Source organism: Rhodococcus sp. WB9, assembly GCF_007558985.1.
Lineage (GTDB): Bacteria > Actinomycetota > Actinomycetes > Mycobacteriales > Mycobacteriaceae > Rhodococcus_F > Rhodococcus_F opacus.
In genome coordinates this window covers 3,855,889-3,872,596 of record NZ_CP041769.1, presented here as the reverse complement: position 1 = coordinate 3,872,596, position 16,708 = coordinate 3,855,889, and the positions used below count along the sequence as shown (strand labels likewise).

Below are 16,708 nucleotides of genomic sequence, written 5' to 3'. Positions count from 1 at the left end.
GCACTCGACAAGGCCCCCTCCTGTGACGGTCGTCAAGTCGGCCCCGTACCCGAAAGGGCGCTGTGGCCGGAGGCGTTCGCGCTCAGCCGGCGGCCGCGCCGAACCACCTGGGCAGTTGGCCGACCAGATCCTGCTGGTCTCCCCCGACCCATGCCACGTAGCCGTCCGGCCGCAGCAGCACCGCGGGGACGTCCAGTTCCTCGCTGACGTCGACGACGTGGTCGACCCGGTCTGCCCAGCCCGCCACCGAAAGCCGGCCGGTCTGGTCGAGCAGCAATCCGCGGCCACCATGCATCAGCTCGTAGAGGCGCCCCCGCTTCAGCCCGATGTCGCGCAGCCGTCGGCCGAGCAGTTCGTGCCCCTCACCGAAGTCGTAGCGGACACCGATCGCGGTGACTTTCTCGGTCAGGTACCGGTTCACCTCCTCGACGTCCATCAGTTCCGACAGCAGCCGGCGCACCGCCTGGGGACCCGGCTCGGTGGACAGCAGCTCGGACTGCACGCGGGTGTTGTTCAGCACGTCGGCGGCTACCGGGTGCCGTTCGGTGTGGTAGCTGTCCAGCAGCCCCTCCGGTGCCCAGCCGTCGACCTCGGCGGCCAGTTTCCAGCCCAGATTGAACGCGTCCTGGACGCCGAGGTTGAGGCCCTGCCCGCCCAGCGGTGGGTGGACGTGGGCCGCGTCGCCGGCCAGCAACACCCGGCCGACCCGGTAACGCTCGGCCAGCCGGGTGGCGTCGCCGAAGCGGGACAGCCACCGCGGTGAGTGCACGCCGAAGTCGGTGCCGGCGAACACCCGCAGCTGTTGCTTGAACTCCTCGAGGGTCGGCGGGACCGACCGGTCCTCGGCCACCCCCTCGGCGGGCACGACGACGCGGTACACCCCGTCCCCGGAGGGCCCGGCGCCGAACCCCTTGTGGGTTTTGCGGACCTCGGCCACCACGGCGGCCAGCGTCTTCGGCGGCGCGGCCACCTCCATCTCGCCCAGGAGCGACTCGACCCGGGTGGGCTCGCCGGGGAAGCCGACGCCCAGCAGCTTGCGCACCGTGCTGCGGCCGCCGTCGCAGCCGACGAGGTAGCGCGCGCGCAGCTGTGTGCCGTCGGTCGGCAGGGCGGTCACCCCGTCCTCGTTCTGGCTCAGCCCGACCAGTTCGCAGCCACGCCGGATCTCGACGCCGAGTTCGGTGGCGTGCTCGCTCAGCAGGCGCTCGGTGACGGGCTGCGGGATGCCGAGGATGTACGGATGTGCGGTGTCCAGCCGGTCGGGCCGCGGCTTGCTGATACCGGCGAAGAAGCCGCCGACGGGGTACTGCTTGCCGAGCGCGAGGAATCGCTCCAGCAGACCGCGCTGGTCCATCACCTCGACGCTGCGCACGTGCAGGCCCAGCGACCGGACATGCCTGGTCGGCTCGGCCTCCTTCTCCAGCACGAGCACCTGCACGCCGTGCAGCCGCAACTCGCAGGCCAGCATCAGGCCGGTCGGTCCGCCGCCGGCAACGATCACGTCAATCATGAAGACCCCCACATACGCCGCGAACTGATTTCCGCAGGTTCTGGCTTCGGTGGGAGATTCTGCGGCACGACCGGGGTCTTGCCGCAAGGCCCCCGGTGCGTTATATGGTGAAAGTGGCAGGGAGTGGATTACCTCCTTGCCATTCCGTTTGTGTCCCCCCGGGGGGCGGAACTAGCCGATCCGAATGGGGTCGATCTGGACCCGGGCAGGCTGCGAGTCCTTACGCGCGCTGCGCACCGACTGCGCCTCTCCCAGCGCTTTGGCCAGCGGCTTTCCCTCGCCACGGGGCACCCGGATCAGCATCCGCTCCACGTCCGCCGGCTCCGGCGCGTCGCCGGTGAACGGCAGCCGCTCCCCCGCCGGCAACTCGACCGGGCCCAGCAATTCCGCATTCGCCGGCAGATCGGCGAGCTCCAGGAGGTCGGCGATCGCCTTCGCGCTGCCGTCGATCGCCGCGAGGTGGATGGCGGGCGGAAATCCGACCTCCGCCCGCTCCTCGTACTGCGCACGGGCGTGACCGACCGGATCCCAGCGAACCAACGCCTGCACGGTCGGAATCCCCGAATCGGCGACCACGACCACCTGACCGCCCTCGGCGAACGGGCGTACGAGTGACGACGCCGTCATCCACCGCCGCAGCGTCTCCTCGGCGGCGCGCAGGTCGGGACGGCCCAGCAGCGCCCAGCCGTCGAGCAGCAACGCCGCGCCGTAGCCGCCCGGCATCACCGGTTCGGCCCCGACCGTCGACACCACGAGGGTGGGACCCGCCTTCACCTCGTCGACGACGTCCGTGCCCCCCGACATCCGGACGGCGACCCCGGGAAACGCGCGACCCAGTTCCTCGGCGGTCCGTCCGGCACCGACCACGACGGCCCGCAGCGCCTTCGCTCCGCACGCGTGGCAGCGGTGTGCGGCGTCGGCGACGCCACACCACCGGCACGCGGGGGTCCCCGCCCCGTCCGGGCCGGTCGCGGACGGCAGCGCGAGAGGTCCGTTGCATCGTCGGCATCGCGCGGGCGCCCGGCACTTGCCGCACGCGAGGCTGGGCACGTAGCCGCGCCGGGGCACCTGGACCAGCACTCCGCGGCCGGCGCCGAGCGCCTCCCGGGCAGCCGCGAACGCGATCGCGGGCAGCCGGGCGGCGCGTGCGCCGGGATCGCGGGCCAGGGCGTGGTCGCTGTCCGCGAGTGCGGTGATCTTCGGGGCGGCCGCCCGCACCGAGTCGCGGGAGGCCACGAGGTCGTGCGCCCACCCGGAGTCGACCAGCGCCTGCGCCTCCGCGGTGCGCGCGTGTCCGGCCAGTACCACCGCGCAGCCACTGGCGTACGCGCGGAGCAGCGCCACCTCGCGGGCGTGCGGATACGGTGCGCGCGGCTCGGAATGGTTGTCGTCCCCGTCGTCCCAGACCACGATCAGCCCGGTGCGCGGCGTCGGCGCGAACACCGAACTCCGGGTCCCGACGACGACCTTTGCCGTTCCGCGCAGCGCCGCCAGCCAGCGCCGGTAGCGCAGGGCCGGACCGAGACCGGCGGCGAGTCCGACGACCGCGTCCTTGCCCAGCAGCTTCTCCACCGCCGCGACCACGCGGTCGAGATCGCGCTGATCGGGCACGACGACGACGGTGCTCGCCCCGGTGGCGGCCACGAGCCCCGACAGTTCCGCGAGACGCGCCGGCCAGTCCTCGCCGGGGAGTGCCTGCCAGACCGCGCGCGGGGCACGCTCCGCCGACAGTGCGGTCAGGAAAGCGCCGCCGTGGACGTACCGGTCCCACGCGCCGGTGTCGATCGCGATGTCCGGCACCTCGGAGGGTTCGGACGCGGCCTCGGACTCCGCGCGGGCGTGTCTCGGCGGGATCGCGAGTCGCAGGACGTCCGCGCGGGTCCCCGCGTATCGGCCGGCGACGAGGTCGACCACCCGGGTGATCTCCTCGGTCAGGACCCGCTCGGGCGAGATCACCCGTTCGAGCCAGCCGAAACGGCCCTGATGGTCGCTGGTCGCGTTCCGGGAGACGACGAACCCGTCGACGAGACGTCCGGCGAACCGGATGCGCACCCGGACCCCGGGCTGCGCCTGCTCGTCGAGGTCCTTCGGAACGAGATAGTCGAATTCGCGGTCGAGGTGGGCAAGCGGAAGCAGCGGCAGCACCCGGGCAACCGGATCTACTTCTGCCGCAACCTTTTCCGCGCTCACTCCGCGGCCCCTACCGCAGCGGCGCCCGCCGCGCCGTGACTACCGATCAGAGGCCTGCGGCTGCCCGCAGCTTCTCCGCCCGGTCGATGCTCTCCCACGGGAGGTCGATGTCGGTGCGACCGAAGTGACCGTAGGCCGCGGTCTGCGCGTAGATCGGACGCAGCAGGTCGAGATCGCGGATGATGGCGCCGGGTCGCAGGTCGAACGTTTCGGTGATGGCCTGCTGGATCCGCGCCGGATCCGTCTTCTCGGTACCGAACGTCTCGACGAACAGACCCACCGGCGCCGCCTTGCCGATCGCGTACGCCACCTGGACCTCGATCCGGTCCGCGAGGCCTGCCGCGACCGCGTTCTTGGCCACCCAGCGCATGGCGTAGGCCGCCGACCGGTCGACCTTCGAGGGGTCCTTGCCGGAGAACGCGCCGCCGCCGTGGCGGGCCATGCCGCCGTAGGTGTCGACGATGATCTTGCGACCGGTCAGGCCGGCGTCACCCATCGGGCCGCCGAGCACGAACTTGCCCGTCGGGTTGACGAGCAGGCGGATGTCCGAGACGTCGAGTTCCGGCATGTCGATTTCGGCGAGAACCGATCCGAGAACCTTTTCCCGCAGATCCGGGGTCAGCAGGTTGTCGAGGTCGATGTCCGCGGCGTGCTGCGTCGAGATGACCACGGTGTCGAGGCGAACAGCCTTGTCGCCGTCGTATTCGATGGTGACCTGGGTCTTGCCGTCCGGGCGCAGGTACGGCAGGACACCGGACTTGCGGACCTCGGTGAGACGACGCGACAGGCGGTGCGCCAGCGCGATCGGCAGCGGCATCAGTTCCGGGGTGTCGGTGGTGGCGAACCCGAACATCAGCCCCTGGTCGCCTGCGCCCTGACGGTCGATTTCGTCGTCGCTCAGTTCGCCGGTGCGGACCTCGTGCGAGTGGTCGACGCCCTGGGCGATCTCCGGGGACTGTGCGCCGATCGCGACGTTGACGCCGCAGGAGTTGCCGTCGAAGCCCTTGGCCGAGGAGTCGTACCCGATCTCGAGCACGGTGTCGCGCACGATCTTGGGGATGTCGGCGTAGGCGGTGGTCGTGACCTCGCCGGCGACGTGGACCTGTCCGGTGGTCACGAGTGTCTCGACGGCGACGCGGGCGCGCGGGTCGTCGGTGAGGAGCGCGTCGAGGATGGAGTCGCTGATCGCATCACAAATCTTGTCCGGGTGCCCCTCGGTCACAGACTCACTGGTGAATAGCCGACTACCGGACTGGCTCACAGAATTCCCTCTCGACAGTTGTCCTGAACAGCACTTGAAAACAGCTTAGCTGCGTAATACCGCGAACGACCCTAGCGCCACCCCGGCGGGAGTGACACCTTTCGAATCACCGAAACTCTGCCGGATGTTCCGTCAGAGCGTCCGGAACAGCTGGTCGACGGCGTCGAGCACCCGGCTCGCCATCAACGCCTTCGATCCGTGCTCGAGCGCGGACTCGGAACCGTCGGCTCCGAGCAGCCACCCGTCGTTGTGGTCGACCTCGAACGCCTTGCCCTCGCCGACCGCGTTGACGACGAGGAGGTCGCAGCCCTTACGCGCGAGCTTGGCCCGCGCGTACGTGAGGACGTCGCCGTCGGCGTCGCCCGTCTCGGCCGCGAATCCGACGATCACGGTCTTCGACGGGATCTCGCCGTCCCGCCGGGACTGCACCAGGCCGGCGAGGATGTCCTCGTTCTTGGTGAGTGCGATCGAGTCGGGCTCGCCCGCGCCCTTCTTGATCTTGCTCGCCACCGTCGTCGTCGGCCGGAAATCGGCCACTGCCGCGGCCATGATCACGGCATCGAATCCGGGCGCGTGCTTGGCGACCGCCACCCGCATGTCATCCGCCGTGCGGACGTGCACCACGTCGACGGCGGCCGGGTCGGCGAGGCCGGCGGTGTAGCCGGAGACGAGGGTGACCTCGGCCCCGCGCTGCACGGCGAGCCGGGCGATCGCGTAGCCCTGCTTGCCCGAACTGCGGTTACCGAGGAACCGCACCGGGTCGAGCGGTTCACGGGTGCCGCCCGCGGACACGAGCACCCGCCGGCCCTCGAGATCACGGGGCAGCGCGTCGGGACGCTCGACCAGCAACGACGCCAACCCGACGATCTCGTCGGGTTCCGGCAGCCGGCCTGCGCCGGTGTCCTTGCCCGTGAGGCGGCCGGATGCGGGTTCGATGACGGTCACGCCGCGTGCGCGGAGCGTGGCGACGTTCGCGACGGTGGCCGGGTGCTCCCACATCTCCGTGTGCATCGCGGGAGCGAACACCACGGGACATCGCGCGGTGAGCAGCGTCGCGGTGAGCAGGTCGTCGGCGCGTCCCGCCACAGCGCGCGCCATGAGGTCGGCGGTGGCGGGCGCGATGACGACGAGATCCGCTTCCTGCCCGAGACGAACATGCGGAACCTGCGGAACGTCGGTGAACACACCCGTGTGCACGGGGTTGCCCGACAGCGCCTCGAACGTCGCCTTGCCGACGAACTCGAGCGCGGACTCCGTCGGGATGACCCGCACATGATGCCCGGCCTCCGTGAAGGCCCGAATGACGGCACAGCTCTTGTACGCGGCGATGCCGCCGCCGACACCGACCACGATCCGCTTGCGCGCTGCCCCCGCGGGAACCGGTTCCGGTGAATCCGTCACGGGCCCGGAGACCGGGCCCGCTGCCTGTTCAGGCACGGCAGATCCTCCGCTCACTCGCCTTCGGTGTGCTCGAGAAGATCGGAGTGGATCTCACGCAGCGCGATGGACAGCGGCTTCTCCTGCAGGCCCGGCTCCACGAGGGGGCCGACGTACTCGAGGATGCCGTCACCGAGCTGGTTGTAGTAATCGTTGATCTGACGCGCCCGCTTGGCCGCGTAGATCACCAGCGCGTACTTCGACGACGTGCGAGCGAGAAGCTCGTCGATCGGAGGATTGGTGATGCCGAGCGGGGTGTCGTAAGCCGGCAGGGCGCCGTGGCTGGGTGTTGCGGACGCTACTGCGGGGGTGCTGCTCACTCGGTATCTCCTGAAATAGTTCTGGCTAGTTGATGTGAGATCTAGTGGGTCGACTCGGACTGTTCCGGTCGTCCAACCAACAAGGATACCAACTCGTCGCACGATCGGCTGACATCCTCATTCACGATGACCGCGTCGAACTCGTCCTGCGCCTCCAGCTCGACTCTCGCGGTCGCGAGACGCCGCTCCACGACCTCGGCGGATTCGGTGCCCCGGCCGGTCAATCTCTCGACCAGCGCGTCCCAGCTCGGGGGCGCCATGAAGACGAGCAGAGCCTCCGGCATCGCGGCGCGGACGGCCCGCGCACCGGCGAGATCGACCTCGACGAGCACCGGTTTGCCCTGTTCGATCGCCCGGCGGACGGGTGCGGCCGGGGTTCCCGACAGCTGGAGTCCGCCGTGGATCTCGGCCCATTCGAGCAGCTCACCGGATTCGATCATCCGCTGGAACTCGTCGCGAGAGGTGAACCGGTAGTCCCTGCCGTCCACCTCGCCCGGGCGTGGGTCGCGCGTCGTCGCGGACACGCTGAAGACGAGCTCCGGCATCCGTTCACGCAGGAGTCGCACCACGCTGGACTTACCGACGGCCGAGGGGCCGGCCAGTACTACCAGCCGACCCCTCCGCACTGCGGTCTTGCTCTCTGACACTTGTGCGTCAGCTACCACTGTCGTGCTCAGGCCTCGAAGTCGAACCTGGCGAGCAGGGCCTTCCGCTGCCGATCGCCGAGGCCACGGAGGCGACGGGTCGGAGCGATCTCCAGCTCGGTCATGATCTCCTGCGCCTTGACCTTGCCCACCTTGGGCAGCGCCTCGAGCAGTGCCGACACCTTCATCTTGCCCAGGATCTCGTCGTCCTCGGCGTCCTTGAGAACCTGCTTGAGGTCGGTGCCACCACGCTTCAGGCGCTCCTTGAGCTCAGCCCTGGCCTTGCGGGCAGCAGCTGCCTTCTCCAAAGCAGCAGCGCGCTGCTCATCAGTCAACTGGGGAAGGGCCACGGTTCCTCCGTCTCGTCGTTGGCAAATAGTCCAAACCACTGGATAACCAGCAGCGATAGCGACCGTACTCACGCCCGGCGCCGATTGCGAACCCACCCCCCGAGGTCAGAGCCGGATTCGGGTGGGCTATGAGAGTGCGGACTCGATCTCGTCGCGGACCGTGACGGCCGCCTCACGCAGTGCCGTCACCGACGGTCCGGCACCGAGAACACCACGAGAGCTGTTCGGTAACAACAGTTTTCGAGAATCGGGAAAAATGTCGGCGAGATCACCGGGAGTCGCCCCCTGGGCGCCGAGACCGGGCGCGAGAATCGGTCCGGAAAAATTCGACAAATCCAGGCCGTGTCCGCGTGTCGCGCCCACCACCAGACCCACCAGACCGGGTTGCGCGTCGTTGTGCCGGACCGCCGCATCCACCACGGACTGGGCCACGGACACTCCCCCGGCGGTCTGCGCCGCCTGCAGGTCGCCGCCCTCCGGGTTGGACGTCCGGGCCAGCACGAAGAGCCCGCGGCCCTGCTCCGCCGCCAGCGACAGCGCCGGGTCCAGCGCACCGAACCCCAGATACGGCGACACCGTCACGGCATCGGACGACAGTGCCGACTCCGCACCCAGCCAGGACTGCGCGTACGCCGCCATCGTCGACCCGATGTCCCCGCGCTTGGCATCGGCGACGACGAGCGTCCCTGCCTCTCTGAGGACCGAAATGGTGCGTTCGAGCACCGCGTACCCGGCGGAGCCGTACGCTTCGAAGAACGCCACCTGAGGCTTCACGACGGCCACCTCACCGACGAAGGCCTCCACGCAGATCTCCGCGAACGTCTCCAGCCCCTCGGCGGAGACGGGCAATCCCCACGCCTCGAGCAGTCCCGGATGCGGATCGATCCCGACGCACAACCGCCCCCGATGCTCGACCGCCGACATCAGCCGATGCACCCAGGAGTGGTGGTGATGGTGTCCGCTCACGACGACGCGGACCCGGTCGCGGGAGCCACGACCACGGCGGGCGACCGCAGCCGCTCGTGCAGCGCCTGGAGCGACTGGACACCGATGTCGCCGCGGATCGCGGCCTCGATGCCCTGCACCGCGGCGGACGCGCCCTGCACGGTGGTGACGCACGGGATGTTCATGGCGACGGCCGCGCTGCGGATCTCGTAACCGTCGACGCGCGGCCCGGAGTTGCCGTACGGCGTGTTGATCACCATGTCGACCTCGCCGTCGCGGATCATCTCGACGATGGTGCGCTCACCCGCCTCCAGCTTCTCACCGGAGTGCTTGTGCACCTCCTGGCACGTGATCCCGTTCCGGCGGAGAACCGCCGCGGTGCCCTCGGTGGCCAGGATCCGGAAGCCCAGGTCGGCGAGACGCTTGACCGGGAAGATCAGCGACCGCTTGTCCTTGTTGGCGACGGAGACGAACACCGAACCCGACGTGGGCAGCGAGCCGTACGCGGCCGTCTGGCTCTTCGCGAACGCGGTGCCGAAGTCGGCGTCGATGCCCATGACCTCGCCGGTCGACTTCATCTCCGGGCTCAGCAGGGTGTCCACCCCGGTGCCGTCGGCGCGCCGGAACCGGTTGAACGGCAGCACGGCCTCCTTCACGGCGACGGGGGCGTCCGCCGGGGTCGAACCGCCGTCGCCGGTGGCCGGGAGCACACCGCTCGCACGCAGATCGACGATGGACTCGCCCAGCATGACGCGGGCGCAGGCCTTGGCGAGCTGCACCGCCGTCGCCTTCGACACGAACGGCACGGTGCGGCTGGCGCGGGGGTTCGCCTCCAGGACGTACAGGATGTCGTCCTTCAGGGCGTACTGGACGTTGAGCAGGCCCTTGACGCCGATGCCCTTGGCGAGCGCCTCCGTGGAGCGGCGGACGTTCTCCAGGTCGGCGCGGCCGAGGGTGATCGGCGGCAGCGCACAGGCCGAGTCGCCCGAGTGGATGCCGGCCTCCTCGATGTGCTCCATCACGCCGCCGAGGTACACCTCGGAGCCGTCGCAGAGTGCGTCGACGTCGATCTCGATGGCGTCTTCCAGGAACCGGTCGACCAGGACAGGCCGGTCGTCGGAGATCTCGGTGGCGCGGGAGATGTAACTCTCCAGCGACGCCTCGTCGTAGACGATTTCCATGCCGCGGCCACCGAGGACGTACGACGGGCGCACCAGCACCGGGTACCCGATGCCTGCCGCGATCTCGCGGGCCCCGGCGAACGTGGTGGCGGTGCCGAACTTGGGAGCGGGCAGACCGGCCTCGACCAGCACCTTGCCGAACTCGCCGCGATCTTCCGCGAGGTCGATCGCCTCCGGGCTGGTGCCGACGATCGGCACACCCGCAGCCTTCAGCCGCTTCGCCAGGCCCAGCGGGGTCTGGCCGCCGAGCTGCACGATCACCCCGGCGACGGTGCCCGAGAGCGACTCGGCCCGGTACACCTCGAGCACGTCCTCGAACGTGAGCGGCTCGAAGTACAGGCGGTCGGCGGTGTCGTAGTCGGTGGAGACGGTCTCCGGGTTGCAGTTGACCATCACCGTCTCGTAGCCGGCCTCCGACAGCGTCAGTGCGGCGTGGACGCAGGAGTAGTCGAACTCGATGCCCTGACCGATGCGGTTCGGCCCGGAGCCGAGGATCAGGACCTTCGGACGCTCGGTCTGCGGGGCCACTTCGGACTCGGCCGCCGGGTCGAGTTCGTACGTGGAGTAGTGGTACGGCGTCTTCGCCTCGAACTCGGCGGCGCAGGTGTCGACCGTCTTGTACACGGGGTGGACGTTCCACTGCTCGCGCAGCGCCCGGACGGCGTCCTCGCCGCCGATCTCGGGGCGCAGGGCCGCGATCTGCCGATCCGACAGGCCGTGGTGCTTGGCGCGGCGCAGAACCCGCTCGGTCACCTCGGGCGCCTCACGCAGCGTGTCGCCGAGCTCGTGGATCTGCAGGATCTGGTCGAGGAACCACGGGTCGATCTTCGTGGCGTCGAACAGCTGCTCGACGGTGGCGCCGAGAGCGAACGCCTTCTCGAGGCCGTAGACGCGGCCGTCGCGGGGGGTGCTCAGTTCCGTCAGGAGGCTGTCGAGGTCGGTGGCCTCCACCTCGGGGCCCGTCCAGTACCCGGCCCGCTTCGTCTCCAGCGAGCGCAGCACCTTCCCGAACGCCTCGGTGAAGTTGCGGCCGATGGACATGGCCTCACCGACCGACTTCATCGTGGTGGTGAGGGTGTCGTCGGCGCCGGGGAACTTCTCGAACGCGAACCGCGGAGCCTTGACGACGACGTAGTCGAGGGTCGGTTCGAAGCACGCCGGGGTTTCCTTGGTGATGTCGTTGACGATCTCGTCCAGGGTGTAGCCGATGGCGAGCTTCGCGGCGATCTTCGCGATCGGGAAGCCGGTCGCCTTGGACGCGAGCGCACTGGACCGCGACACGCGCGGGTTCATCTCGATGACGACGAGGCGCCCGTCGGTGGGGTCCATGGCGAACTGGATGTTGCAGCCACCGGTGTCCACTCCGACCTCACGGAGGATGTCGATCGAGAGGTCGCGCATCGCCTGGTACTCGCGGTCCGTGAGCGTCATGGCGGGGGCGACGGTGATCGAGTCACCGGTGTGCACGCCGACCGGGTCGACGTTCTCGATCGAGCACACGATCACGACGTTGTCGCGGCCGTCGCGCATCAGCTCGAGCTCGTATTCCTTCCACCCGAGGATCGACTCCTCGATCAGCACGTTGGCGGTGGGCGACGCGGCGAGACCGCCGCCGGCGATCCGCGTCAGGTCCTCGTCGTCGTAGGCCATGCCGGAGCCGAGGCCGCCCATCGTGAACGACGGCCGCACCACGACGGGGAAGCCCAGTTCGGCGACCGTGTCGCGGACCTCGTCCATCGTGTAGCAGACACGGGAACGCGCGGACTCGCCGCCGACCTTCGCGACGATGTCCTTGAACTTCTGCCGGTCCTCGCCGCGCTGGATGGCGTCGAAGTCGGCGCCGATCAGCTCCACGTCGTACTTCTCGAGGATGCCCTGCTCGTGCAGCGCCACCGCGGTGTTCAGGGCCGTCTGGCCGCCGAGGGTCGCGAGGACGGCGTCGATCGGGTGGCCTTTCTCGGCTTCGAGGGCGATGACCTTCTCGACGAACTCGGCGGTGATCGGCTCGACGTACGTGGCGTCCGCGAACTCGGGGTCGGTCATGATCGTGGCCGGGTTGGAGTTGACGAGGCTGACCCGCAGGCCCTCCTCACGCAGCACCCGGCAGGCCTGGGTTCCGGAGTAGTCGAACTCACAGGCCTGGCCGATGACGATCGGCCCGGAGCCGATCACCAGGATGTGGGAGAGATCTGTACGGCGTGGCATTAGTTCTTGACTCCCTCGAGCAGGCTGGTGAAGCGGTCGAACAGGTACGCGGCGTCGTGCGGGCCCGCCGCGGCCTCGGGGTGGTACTGCACCGAGAAGGCGGATCCGTCGAGCAGTCGGACCCCCTCGACGGCACCGTCGTTGGCGCAGGTGTGGCTGATCACGGCCTTGCCGAACGGGGTGTCGAACTCCTGCCCGGCCTCGCCCTCGAGCGCGAACCCGTGGTTTTGCGCGGTGATCGCGATGCGTCCCGTCTCGTGTTCGACAACCGGGATGTTGATGCCCCGGTGACCGAACTTCATCTTGTAGGTGCCGAGACCGAGAGCCCGCCCGAGGATCTGGTTGCCGAAGCAGATGCCGAACAGGGGCAGGCCCTGCCCGATGACTTCCTTCGTGAGGTGCACGGCACCGTCGGCGGTCGCCGGGTCGCCGGGACCGTTGGAGAGGAAGACGCCGTCGGCCTTCAGGTCGAGGATCTGCTCGAGCGTCGCGTTGGACGGGAGCACGTGCACCCGGATGCCGCGTTCGGCGAACATGCGGGGGGTGTTGGTCTTGATACCGAGGTCGATCGCCGCGACGGTGAAGCGCGCTTCTCCCCCGGTCGGCTCGACGACGTAACCGCTGGTGGTGCTGACCTCACCGGCGAGATCCGCGCCGAGCATCGACGGCTGGCTCTTCACGCGGTCGAGCAGCACGTCGGTGTCGGCCAGTGCGTCGCCGGAGAACACCCCGGCGCGCATCGAGCCGCGGGTGCGCAGGTGGCGGACCAGTGCGCGGGTGTCGATGCCGGCGATCCCGACGACTCCCTGCTTCACCAGCTCGTCCTGCAGGGAGCCGGTGGCGCGCCAGCTGGAGGTGCGGCGGGCGGGGTCGCGGACGACGTACCCGGCGACCCAGATCTTCGCCTCGGCGCTGCTGCCGGTGGGACCGACGGACTCGTCGTCCTCGTCGTTCCATCCGGTATTGCCGATCTGCGGCGCGGTGGCCACGACGATCTGGCGGTGGTAGCTGGGGTCGGTGAGGGTCTCCTGATAGCCGGTCATGCCGGTGCTGAAGACAGCCTCACCGAGGGTCTCGCCGACGGCACCGAACGTGGTGCCCCGGAATATCCGACCGTCCTCGAGGACCAGTACTGCAGAGTCGGTGTCGTAGCCGCTCATGCGTTCTCTCCGTTCTGCTCGACCTCACCAGAGCTCGCCGCATTCGCTGAATCTTCACTGTCTGTCTTGCCGTCCGGCTCCCCTGCGCTGACCCAGGCGGGGTACACGGACTTGTCGTCGCTCCGGAAACCGGTGTCGATCTCGGTGCCCGTCGGCAGTTCCCACCGGATCACCAGGACGCCGTCCTTGCTCATGACCTTGCCCGCGAGACCGCGCTCGGTGCGCACGGCGCGGACCGCGTCCTGCGGAATCCAGATCGCCGACGCCCCGTCACGTTCGAGCAGGATCCCGGCCGCGTATCGGGAGATTTCCCCCGTCGCCCGGAAACCGAGGTCGCCGACCGCGATCCGGTCCTGCCAGCTCGGGGCCAGGGTGCTGCCCACATACAGTCCGGTGGCCGGGGCGATCGTCTGCTCGCCGAGGTGCGCGGGCACGGGGGGAAGTTGCCCGACCCGGTCGGCCTGACGGCGGGCACGACCGCGCCACCCGATGTACATGAGGAAGATGGCCAGCGCCCAGAACGCGACGAGGCCGACTATCCACAGAATTCTCTCCACCGTCATCCCCTGCCGTTCCGCACCGGGACGCGGGCCTGGCCGTCGCTCGCGGTGATCCGGCCACGGAGGATCGTCGTGGTCACCCGCGCCGGCAGTGTCATCGACTCGTACGGCGTGTTGTGGGCGACGCTGGCGAGTTCGGGGCCGTGGACCGTCCATTCGGCGTCCGGGTCGATCAGCACGAGGTTGGCGGGCTCGCCGACCTCGATCGGGCGACCCTGGTCGTCGAGCCCGACGATCTCGGCGGGCCGCTCACTCATCACCCGGGCCACGCCGCGCCAGTCGAGCAGGCCCGTGCGGACCATCGTCTGCGCGACGATCGACAGTGCGGTCTCCAGACCCAGCATTCCGGGTCGGGCGGCCGCGAACTCGCAGCACTTGTCCTGCTCGGCGTGCGGTGCGTGATCGGTCGCGACGCAGTCGATGATCCCCTCGGCCAGTCCGACCCGGAGCGCGGCGACGTCGCTCGCTTCCCGCAGCGGCGGATTCACCTTGTTCACGGCGTCGTACGTCTCGAGCCGGGAGTCGTCGAGCAACAGATGGTGCGGGGTGACCTCGGCGGTGATCGAAATGCCTTGGCCGCGTGCCCACTTCATCAGTTCGACGGTGCCCGCGGTGGAGGCGTGGCAGATGTGCACCCGCGCCCTGGCGTCGCGGGCGAGCAGCGCGTCGCGGGCGACGATCGACTCCTCGGCGGCGCGCGGCCAGCCCGCGAGACCGAGCCGGGCGGCGGTGGGGCCCTCGTGCGCGACGGCGCCGACGGTCAGCCGCGGTTCCTCCGCGTGCTGCGCGATGAGCACCCCGAGCGAACTCGAGTACTCGAGCGCCCGGCGCATGATCAGCGGGTCGTAGACGCAATGGCCGTCGTCCGAGAACATCCGCACCCGGCCGGTCCCCGACGCCATCGTGGCCATCTCGGCGAGCTGCTTGCCCTCGAGTCCGACGGTGACGGCGCCGACGGGGTGCACGTCGACGAGCCCGACTTCCTGACCGCGGCGCCACACGTGATCGGTGACGACCACCGAATCGGCGACCGGGCTGGTGTTGGCCATCGCGAACACCGCGGTATACCCGCCGAGCGCAGCGGCAGCCGAACCGGAATCGATGGTCTCGGTGTCCTCGCGGCCGGGTTCACGCAGGTGGGTGTGCAGGTCGACGAAACCGGGGAGCAGGATCTGCCCCGCCGCGTCGACCACCTCGACGTCCGGACCGCTGTCCTTGCCCGCCTCCGCGCCGATCGCGACGATGACGCCGTCACCGAGCAGCACGTCGGTGGGCTCGCCCTCGCCGTACAGCAACACGTTCTTGATGAGCACTGTCTCTCCTGTCACTGCACTGTCACTCATCCCGCAACTTCCTCCGCTCCGACCAGCAGCCGGAACAGCACCGCCATCCGCATGTGCACACCGTTGGTCACCTGCTGCAGCACGGCGGTTCTCGTCGAATCGGCCACCGCCGACGCGATCTCCATGCCGCGCAGCATCGGACCGGGGTGCAGAACCACCGCGTGCTCGGGAAGCAGCGCGAGCCGCTTCTCCGACAGGCCGTAATTGATCGAGTACTCCCGCTGGGACGGGAAGAACCCGCCGTTCATCCGTTCCGCCTGCACGCGCAGCATGAGGACGGCGTCGAGGCCGGGAAGCTCCGCGTCCAGCGAATGCGCCACCGACACCGGCCAGGTGGACACCCCCACGGGGAGCAGCGTGGGCGGCGCGACGAGGACCACCTCGGCGCCGAGCATCGACAGCAGCAGTGCGTTCGACCGGGCGACCCGGCTGTGCAGGATGTCGCCGACGATGGCGATGCGCTTGCCCTCGATGTCGCCGAGACGCTGACGCAGTGTGAGCGCGTCGAGCAGCGCCTGGGTGGGATGTTCGTGGGTACCGTCGCCGGCGTTGACGACCGCCGGTCCGCCGTCGTCCTGATGCCCGGTCCACTTCGCGATCTGGTGGGCCGCACCCGACGCGGGGTGGCGCACGATCAGCGCGTCGGCGCCGGCGGCGCGCAGCGTCATCGCCGTGTCCCGGAGGGATTCGCCCTTGGACACCGACGAGCTCGAGGCGCTGACGTTGATGACGTCCGCGCTCATCCACTTCCCGGCGACCTCGAACGACACGCGGGTCCGGGTCGAATTCTCGAAGAACACGGTCATGACCGTCCGGCCGCGCAACGTCGGGAGCTTCCGCACCTCACGTCCGAGGAGGGCTTGTTCGAAGCGTTCGGCCTCGTCGAGGAGTTCGACAGCCGATTCCCGTGTCAGGTCCGCGATCGACAACAGGTGCTTCACTTAGCTCTTCCCCCCGGAGATCATGACCGCGTCGCGGCCGTCGTGTTCGCTCAGGAGCACCTTGACGTCCTCGGTGCGGGCGGTGGGCACGTTCTTGCCCACGTAGTCGGCGCGCAGCGGCAGTTCGCGGTGACCGCGGTCGACGAGGACAGCCAGCTGAACGGCGCGCGGCCGCCCGAGGTCACGGAGGGCGTCGAGTGCCGAGCGGACGGTGCGGCCGGAGAACAGCACGTCGTCGACCAGCACGACCAGAGTGTTGTCGACACCGCCCTCGGGCACCGACGTGCGCTCGAGGGGACGGTGCGGTTTGGTGCGCAGGTCGTCGCGGTACAGGGTGATGTCGAGGGAGCCGACCGCTGGGCGCACCCCGGAGAATTCTTCGACCTTCCCGGCGAGGCGCGCTGCGAGCGTCGTGCCCCGGGTGGGGATGCCGATCAGGACGACACGCGGCGCGTCACCGTCGGCGGCGTCCAGCGCGGTCTTCTCGATGATCTGGTGCGCGATTCGCGCAATGGTCCGTCCCACATCGGCTGCGGACAGCAGCTCGCGTGCGGGTTCGACGGACGGGGACGACTCTGGTGTTGAATCCGCCGGTTCCCCGGCGGGGCGAGACCCTTCGGGCACGCGCATACAACGACCTCCTTCTCCGCCTCACTGGACG

14 protein-coding genes are annotated in these 16,708 nt (G+C 69.5%); all 14 read right to left on the bottom strand.

The window, feature by feature from the left end:
* Positions 1 to 82: 82 nt before the first annotated feature.
* The gene (rox, locus tag FND50_RS17900) at positions 83 to 1,510 is read right to left on the bottom strand and encodes a rifampin monooxygenase (protein ID WP_144286552.1); all 1,428 of its coding nucleotides are present in this window, start codon (positions 1,508 to 1,510) and stop codon (positions 83 to 85) included.
* 171 nt (positions 1,511 to 1,681) lie between these two features.
* Positions 1,682 to 3,700 carry a primosomal protein N' gene (locus tag FND50_RS17895; RefSeq protein WP_144286551.1) on the bottom strand — a complete coding sequence of 673 codons (2,019 nt, stop codon included), beginning with the start codon at positions 3,698 to 3,700 and terminating at the stop codon, positions 1,682 to 1,684.
* Positions 3,701 to 3,746: 46 nt separating this feature from the next.
* Entirely contained in the window at positions 3,747 to 4,961 is a 1,215-nt protein-coding gene (gene metK / locus FND50_RS17890) for a methionine adenosyltransferase (RefSeq protein WP_005241739.1), read from the bottom strand.
* A gap of 132 nt (positions 4,962 to 5,093) precedes the next feature.
* Positions 5,094 to 6,398: a bifunctional phosphopantothenoylcysteine decarboxylase/phosphopantothenate--cysteine ligase CoaBC gene (coaBC, locus tag FND50_RS17885; RefSeq protein ID WP_144286550.1), complete on the bottom strand. Its 1,305-nt coding sequence runs from the start codon at positions 6,396 to 6,398 to the stop codon at positions 5,094 to 5,096.
* A gap of 14 nt (positions 6,399 to 6,412) precedes the next feature.
* Positions 6,413 to 6,718 carry a DNA-directed RNA polymerase subunit omega gene (rpoZ, locus tag FND50_RS17880; protein WP_005241734.1) on the bottom strand — a complete coding sequence of 102 codons (306 nt, stop codon included), beginning with the start codon at positions 6,716 to 6,718 and terminating at the stop codon, positions 6,413 to 6,415.
* Between the two features lie 41 nt (positions 6,719 to 6,759).
* On the bottom strand, positions 6,760 to 7,383 hold the full coding sequence (gene gmk / locus FND50_RS17875; protein WP_144286549.1) for a guanylate kinase: 624 nt from the start codon (positions 7,381 to 7,383) through the stop codon (positions 6,760 to 6,762).
* Between the two features lie 8 nt (positions 7,384 to 7,391).
* On the bottom strand, positions 7,392 to 7,712 hold the full coding sequence (mihF, locus tag FND50_RS17870) for an integration host factor, actinobacterial type (RefSeq protein WP_005262298.1): 321 nt from the start codon (positions 7,710 to 7,712) through the stop codon (positions 7,392 to 7,394).
* Between the two features lie 126 nt (positions 7,713 to 7,838).
* Positions 7,839 to 8,678 carry an orotidine-5'-phosphate decarboxylase gene (pyrF, locus tag FND50_RS17865; RefSeq protein ID WP_260850473.1) on the bottom strand — a complete coding sequence of 280 codons (840 nt, stop codon included), beginning with the start codon at positions 8,676 to 8,678 and terminating at the stop codon, positions 7,839 to 7,841.
* Positions 8,675 to 12,043 (bottom strand): carbamoyl-phosphate synthase large subunit, encoded by a 3,369-nt coding sequence (carB, locus tag FND50_RS17860; RefSeq protein WP_144286548.1) that lies wholly within the window; start codon positions 12,041 to 12,043, stop codon positions 8,675 to 8,677. The genes pyrF and carB overlap by 4 nt, the downstream gene beginning before the upstream one ends.
* Complete coding sequence (gene carA, locus FND50_RS17855) at positions 12,043 to 13,203, bottom strand: glutamine-hydrolyzing carbamoyl-phosphate synthase small subunit (RefSeq protein WP_144286547.1); 1,161 nt, start codon at positions 13,201 to 13,203, stop codon at positions 12,043 to 12,045. The genes carB and carA overlap by 1 nt, the downstream gene beginning before the upstream one ends.
* The gene (locus tag FND50_RS17850) at positions 13,200 to 13,766 is read right to left on the bottom strand and encodes a hypothetical protein (RefSeq protein WP_005569136.1); all 567 of its coding nucleotides are present in this window, start codon (positions 13,764 to 13,766) and stop codon (positions 13,200 to 13,202) included. The genes carA and FND50_RS17850 overlap by 4 nt, the downstream gene beginning before the upstream one ends.
* The gene (locus FND50_RS17845; RefSeq protein WP_144286546.1) at positions 13,763 to 15,106 is read right to left on the bottom strand and encodes a dihydroorotase; all 1,344 of its coding nucleotides are present in this window, start codon (positions 15,104 to 15,106) and stop codon (positions 13,763 to 13,765) included. Before FND50_RS17845 ends, FND50_RS17850 begins: the two co-directional genes overlap by 4 nt.
* Entirely contained in the window at positions 15,103 to 16,047 is a 945-nt protein-coding gene (locus FND50_RS17840) for an aspartate carbamoyltransferase catalytic subunit (protein ID WP_005262310.1), read from the bottom strand. Before FND50_RS17840 ends, FND50_RS17845 begins: the two co-directional genes overlap by 4 nt.
* Entirely contained in the window at positions 16,048 to 16,677 is a 630-nt protein-coding gene (gene pyrR / locus FND50_RS17835) for a bifunctional pyr operon transcriptional regulator/uracil phosphoribosyltransferase PyrR (protein ID WP_005572577.1), read from the bottom strand. It abuts the gene before it with no gap.
* Between the last annotated feature and the right edge of the window lie 31 nt (positions 16,678 to 16,708).

What these genes read in the sequence shown, in the direction of transcription:
- pyrR (WP_005572577.1), bottom strand. Translation starts at nt 16,677, where the DNA reads ATGCGCGTGCCCGAAGGGTCTCGCCCCGCCGGGGAACCGGCGGATTCA.
- FND50_RS17845 (WP_144286546.1), bottom strand. Translation starts at nt 15,106, where the DNA reads ATGAGTGACAGTGCAGTGACAGGAGAGACAGTGCTCATCAAGAACGTG.
- carB (WP_144286548.1), bottom strand. Translation starts at nt 12,043, where the DNA reads ATGCCACGCCGTACAGATCTCTCCCACATCCTGGTGATCGGCTCCGGG.
- FND50_RS17850 (WP_005569136.1), bottom strand. Translation starts at nt 13,766, where the DNA reads ATGACGGTGGAGAGAATTCTGTGGATAGTCGGCCTCGTCGCGTTCTGG.
- carA (WP_144286547.1), bottom strand. Translation starts at nt 13,203, where the DNA reads ATGAGCGGCTACGACACCGACTCTGCAGTACTGGTCCTCGAGGACGGT.
- rox (WP_144286552.1), bottom strand. Translation starts at nt 1,510, where the DNA reads ATGATTGACGTGATCGTTGCCGGCGGCGGACCGACCGGCCTGATGCTG.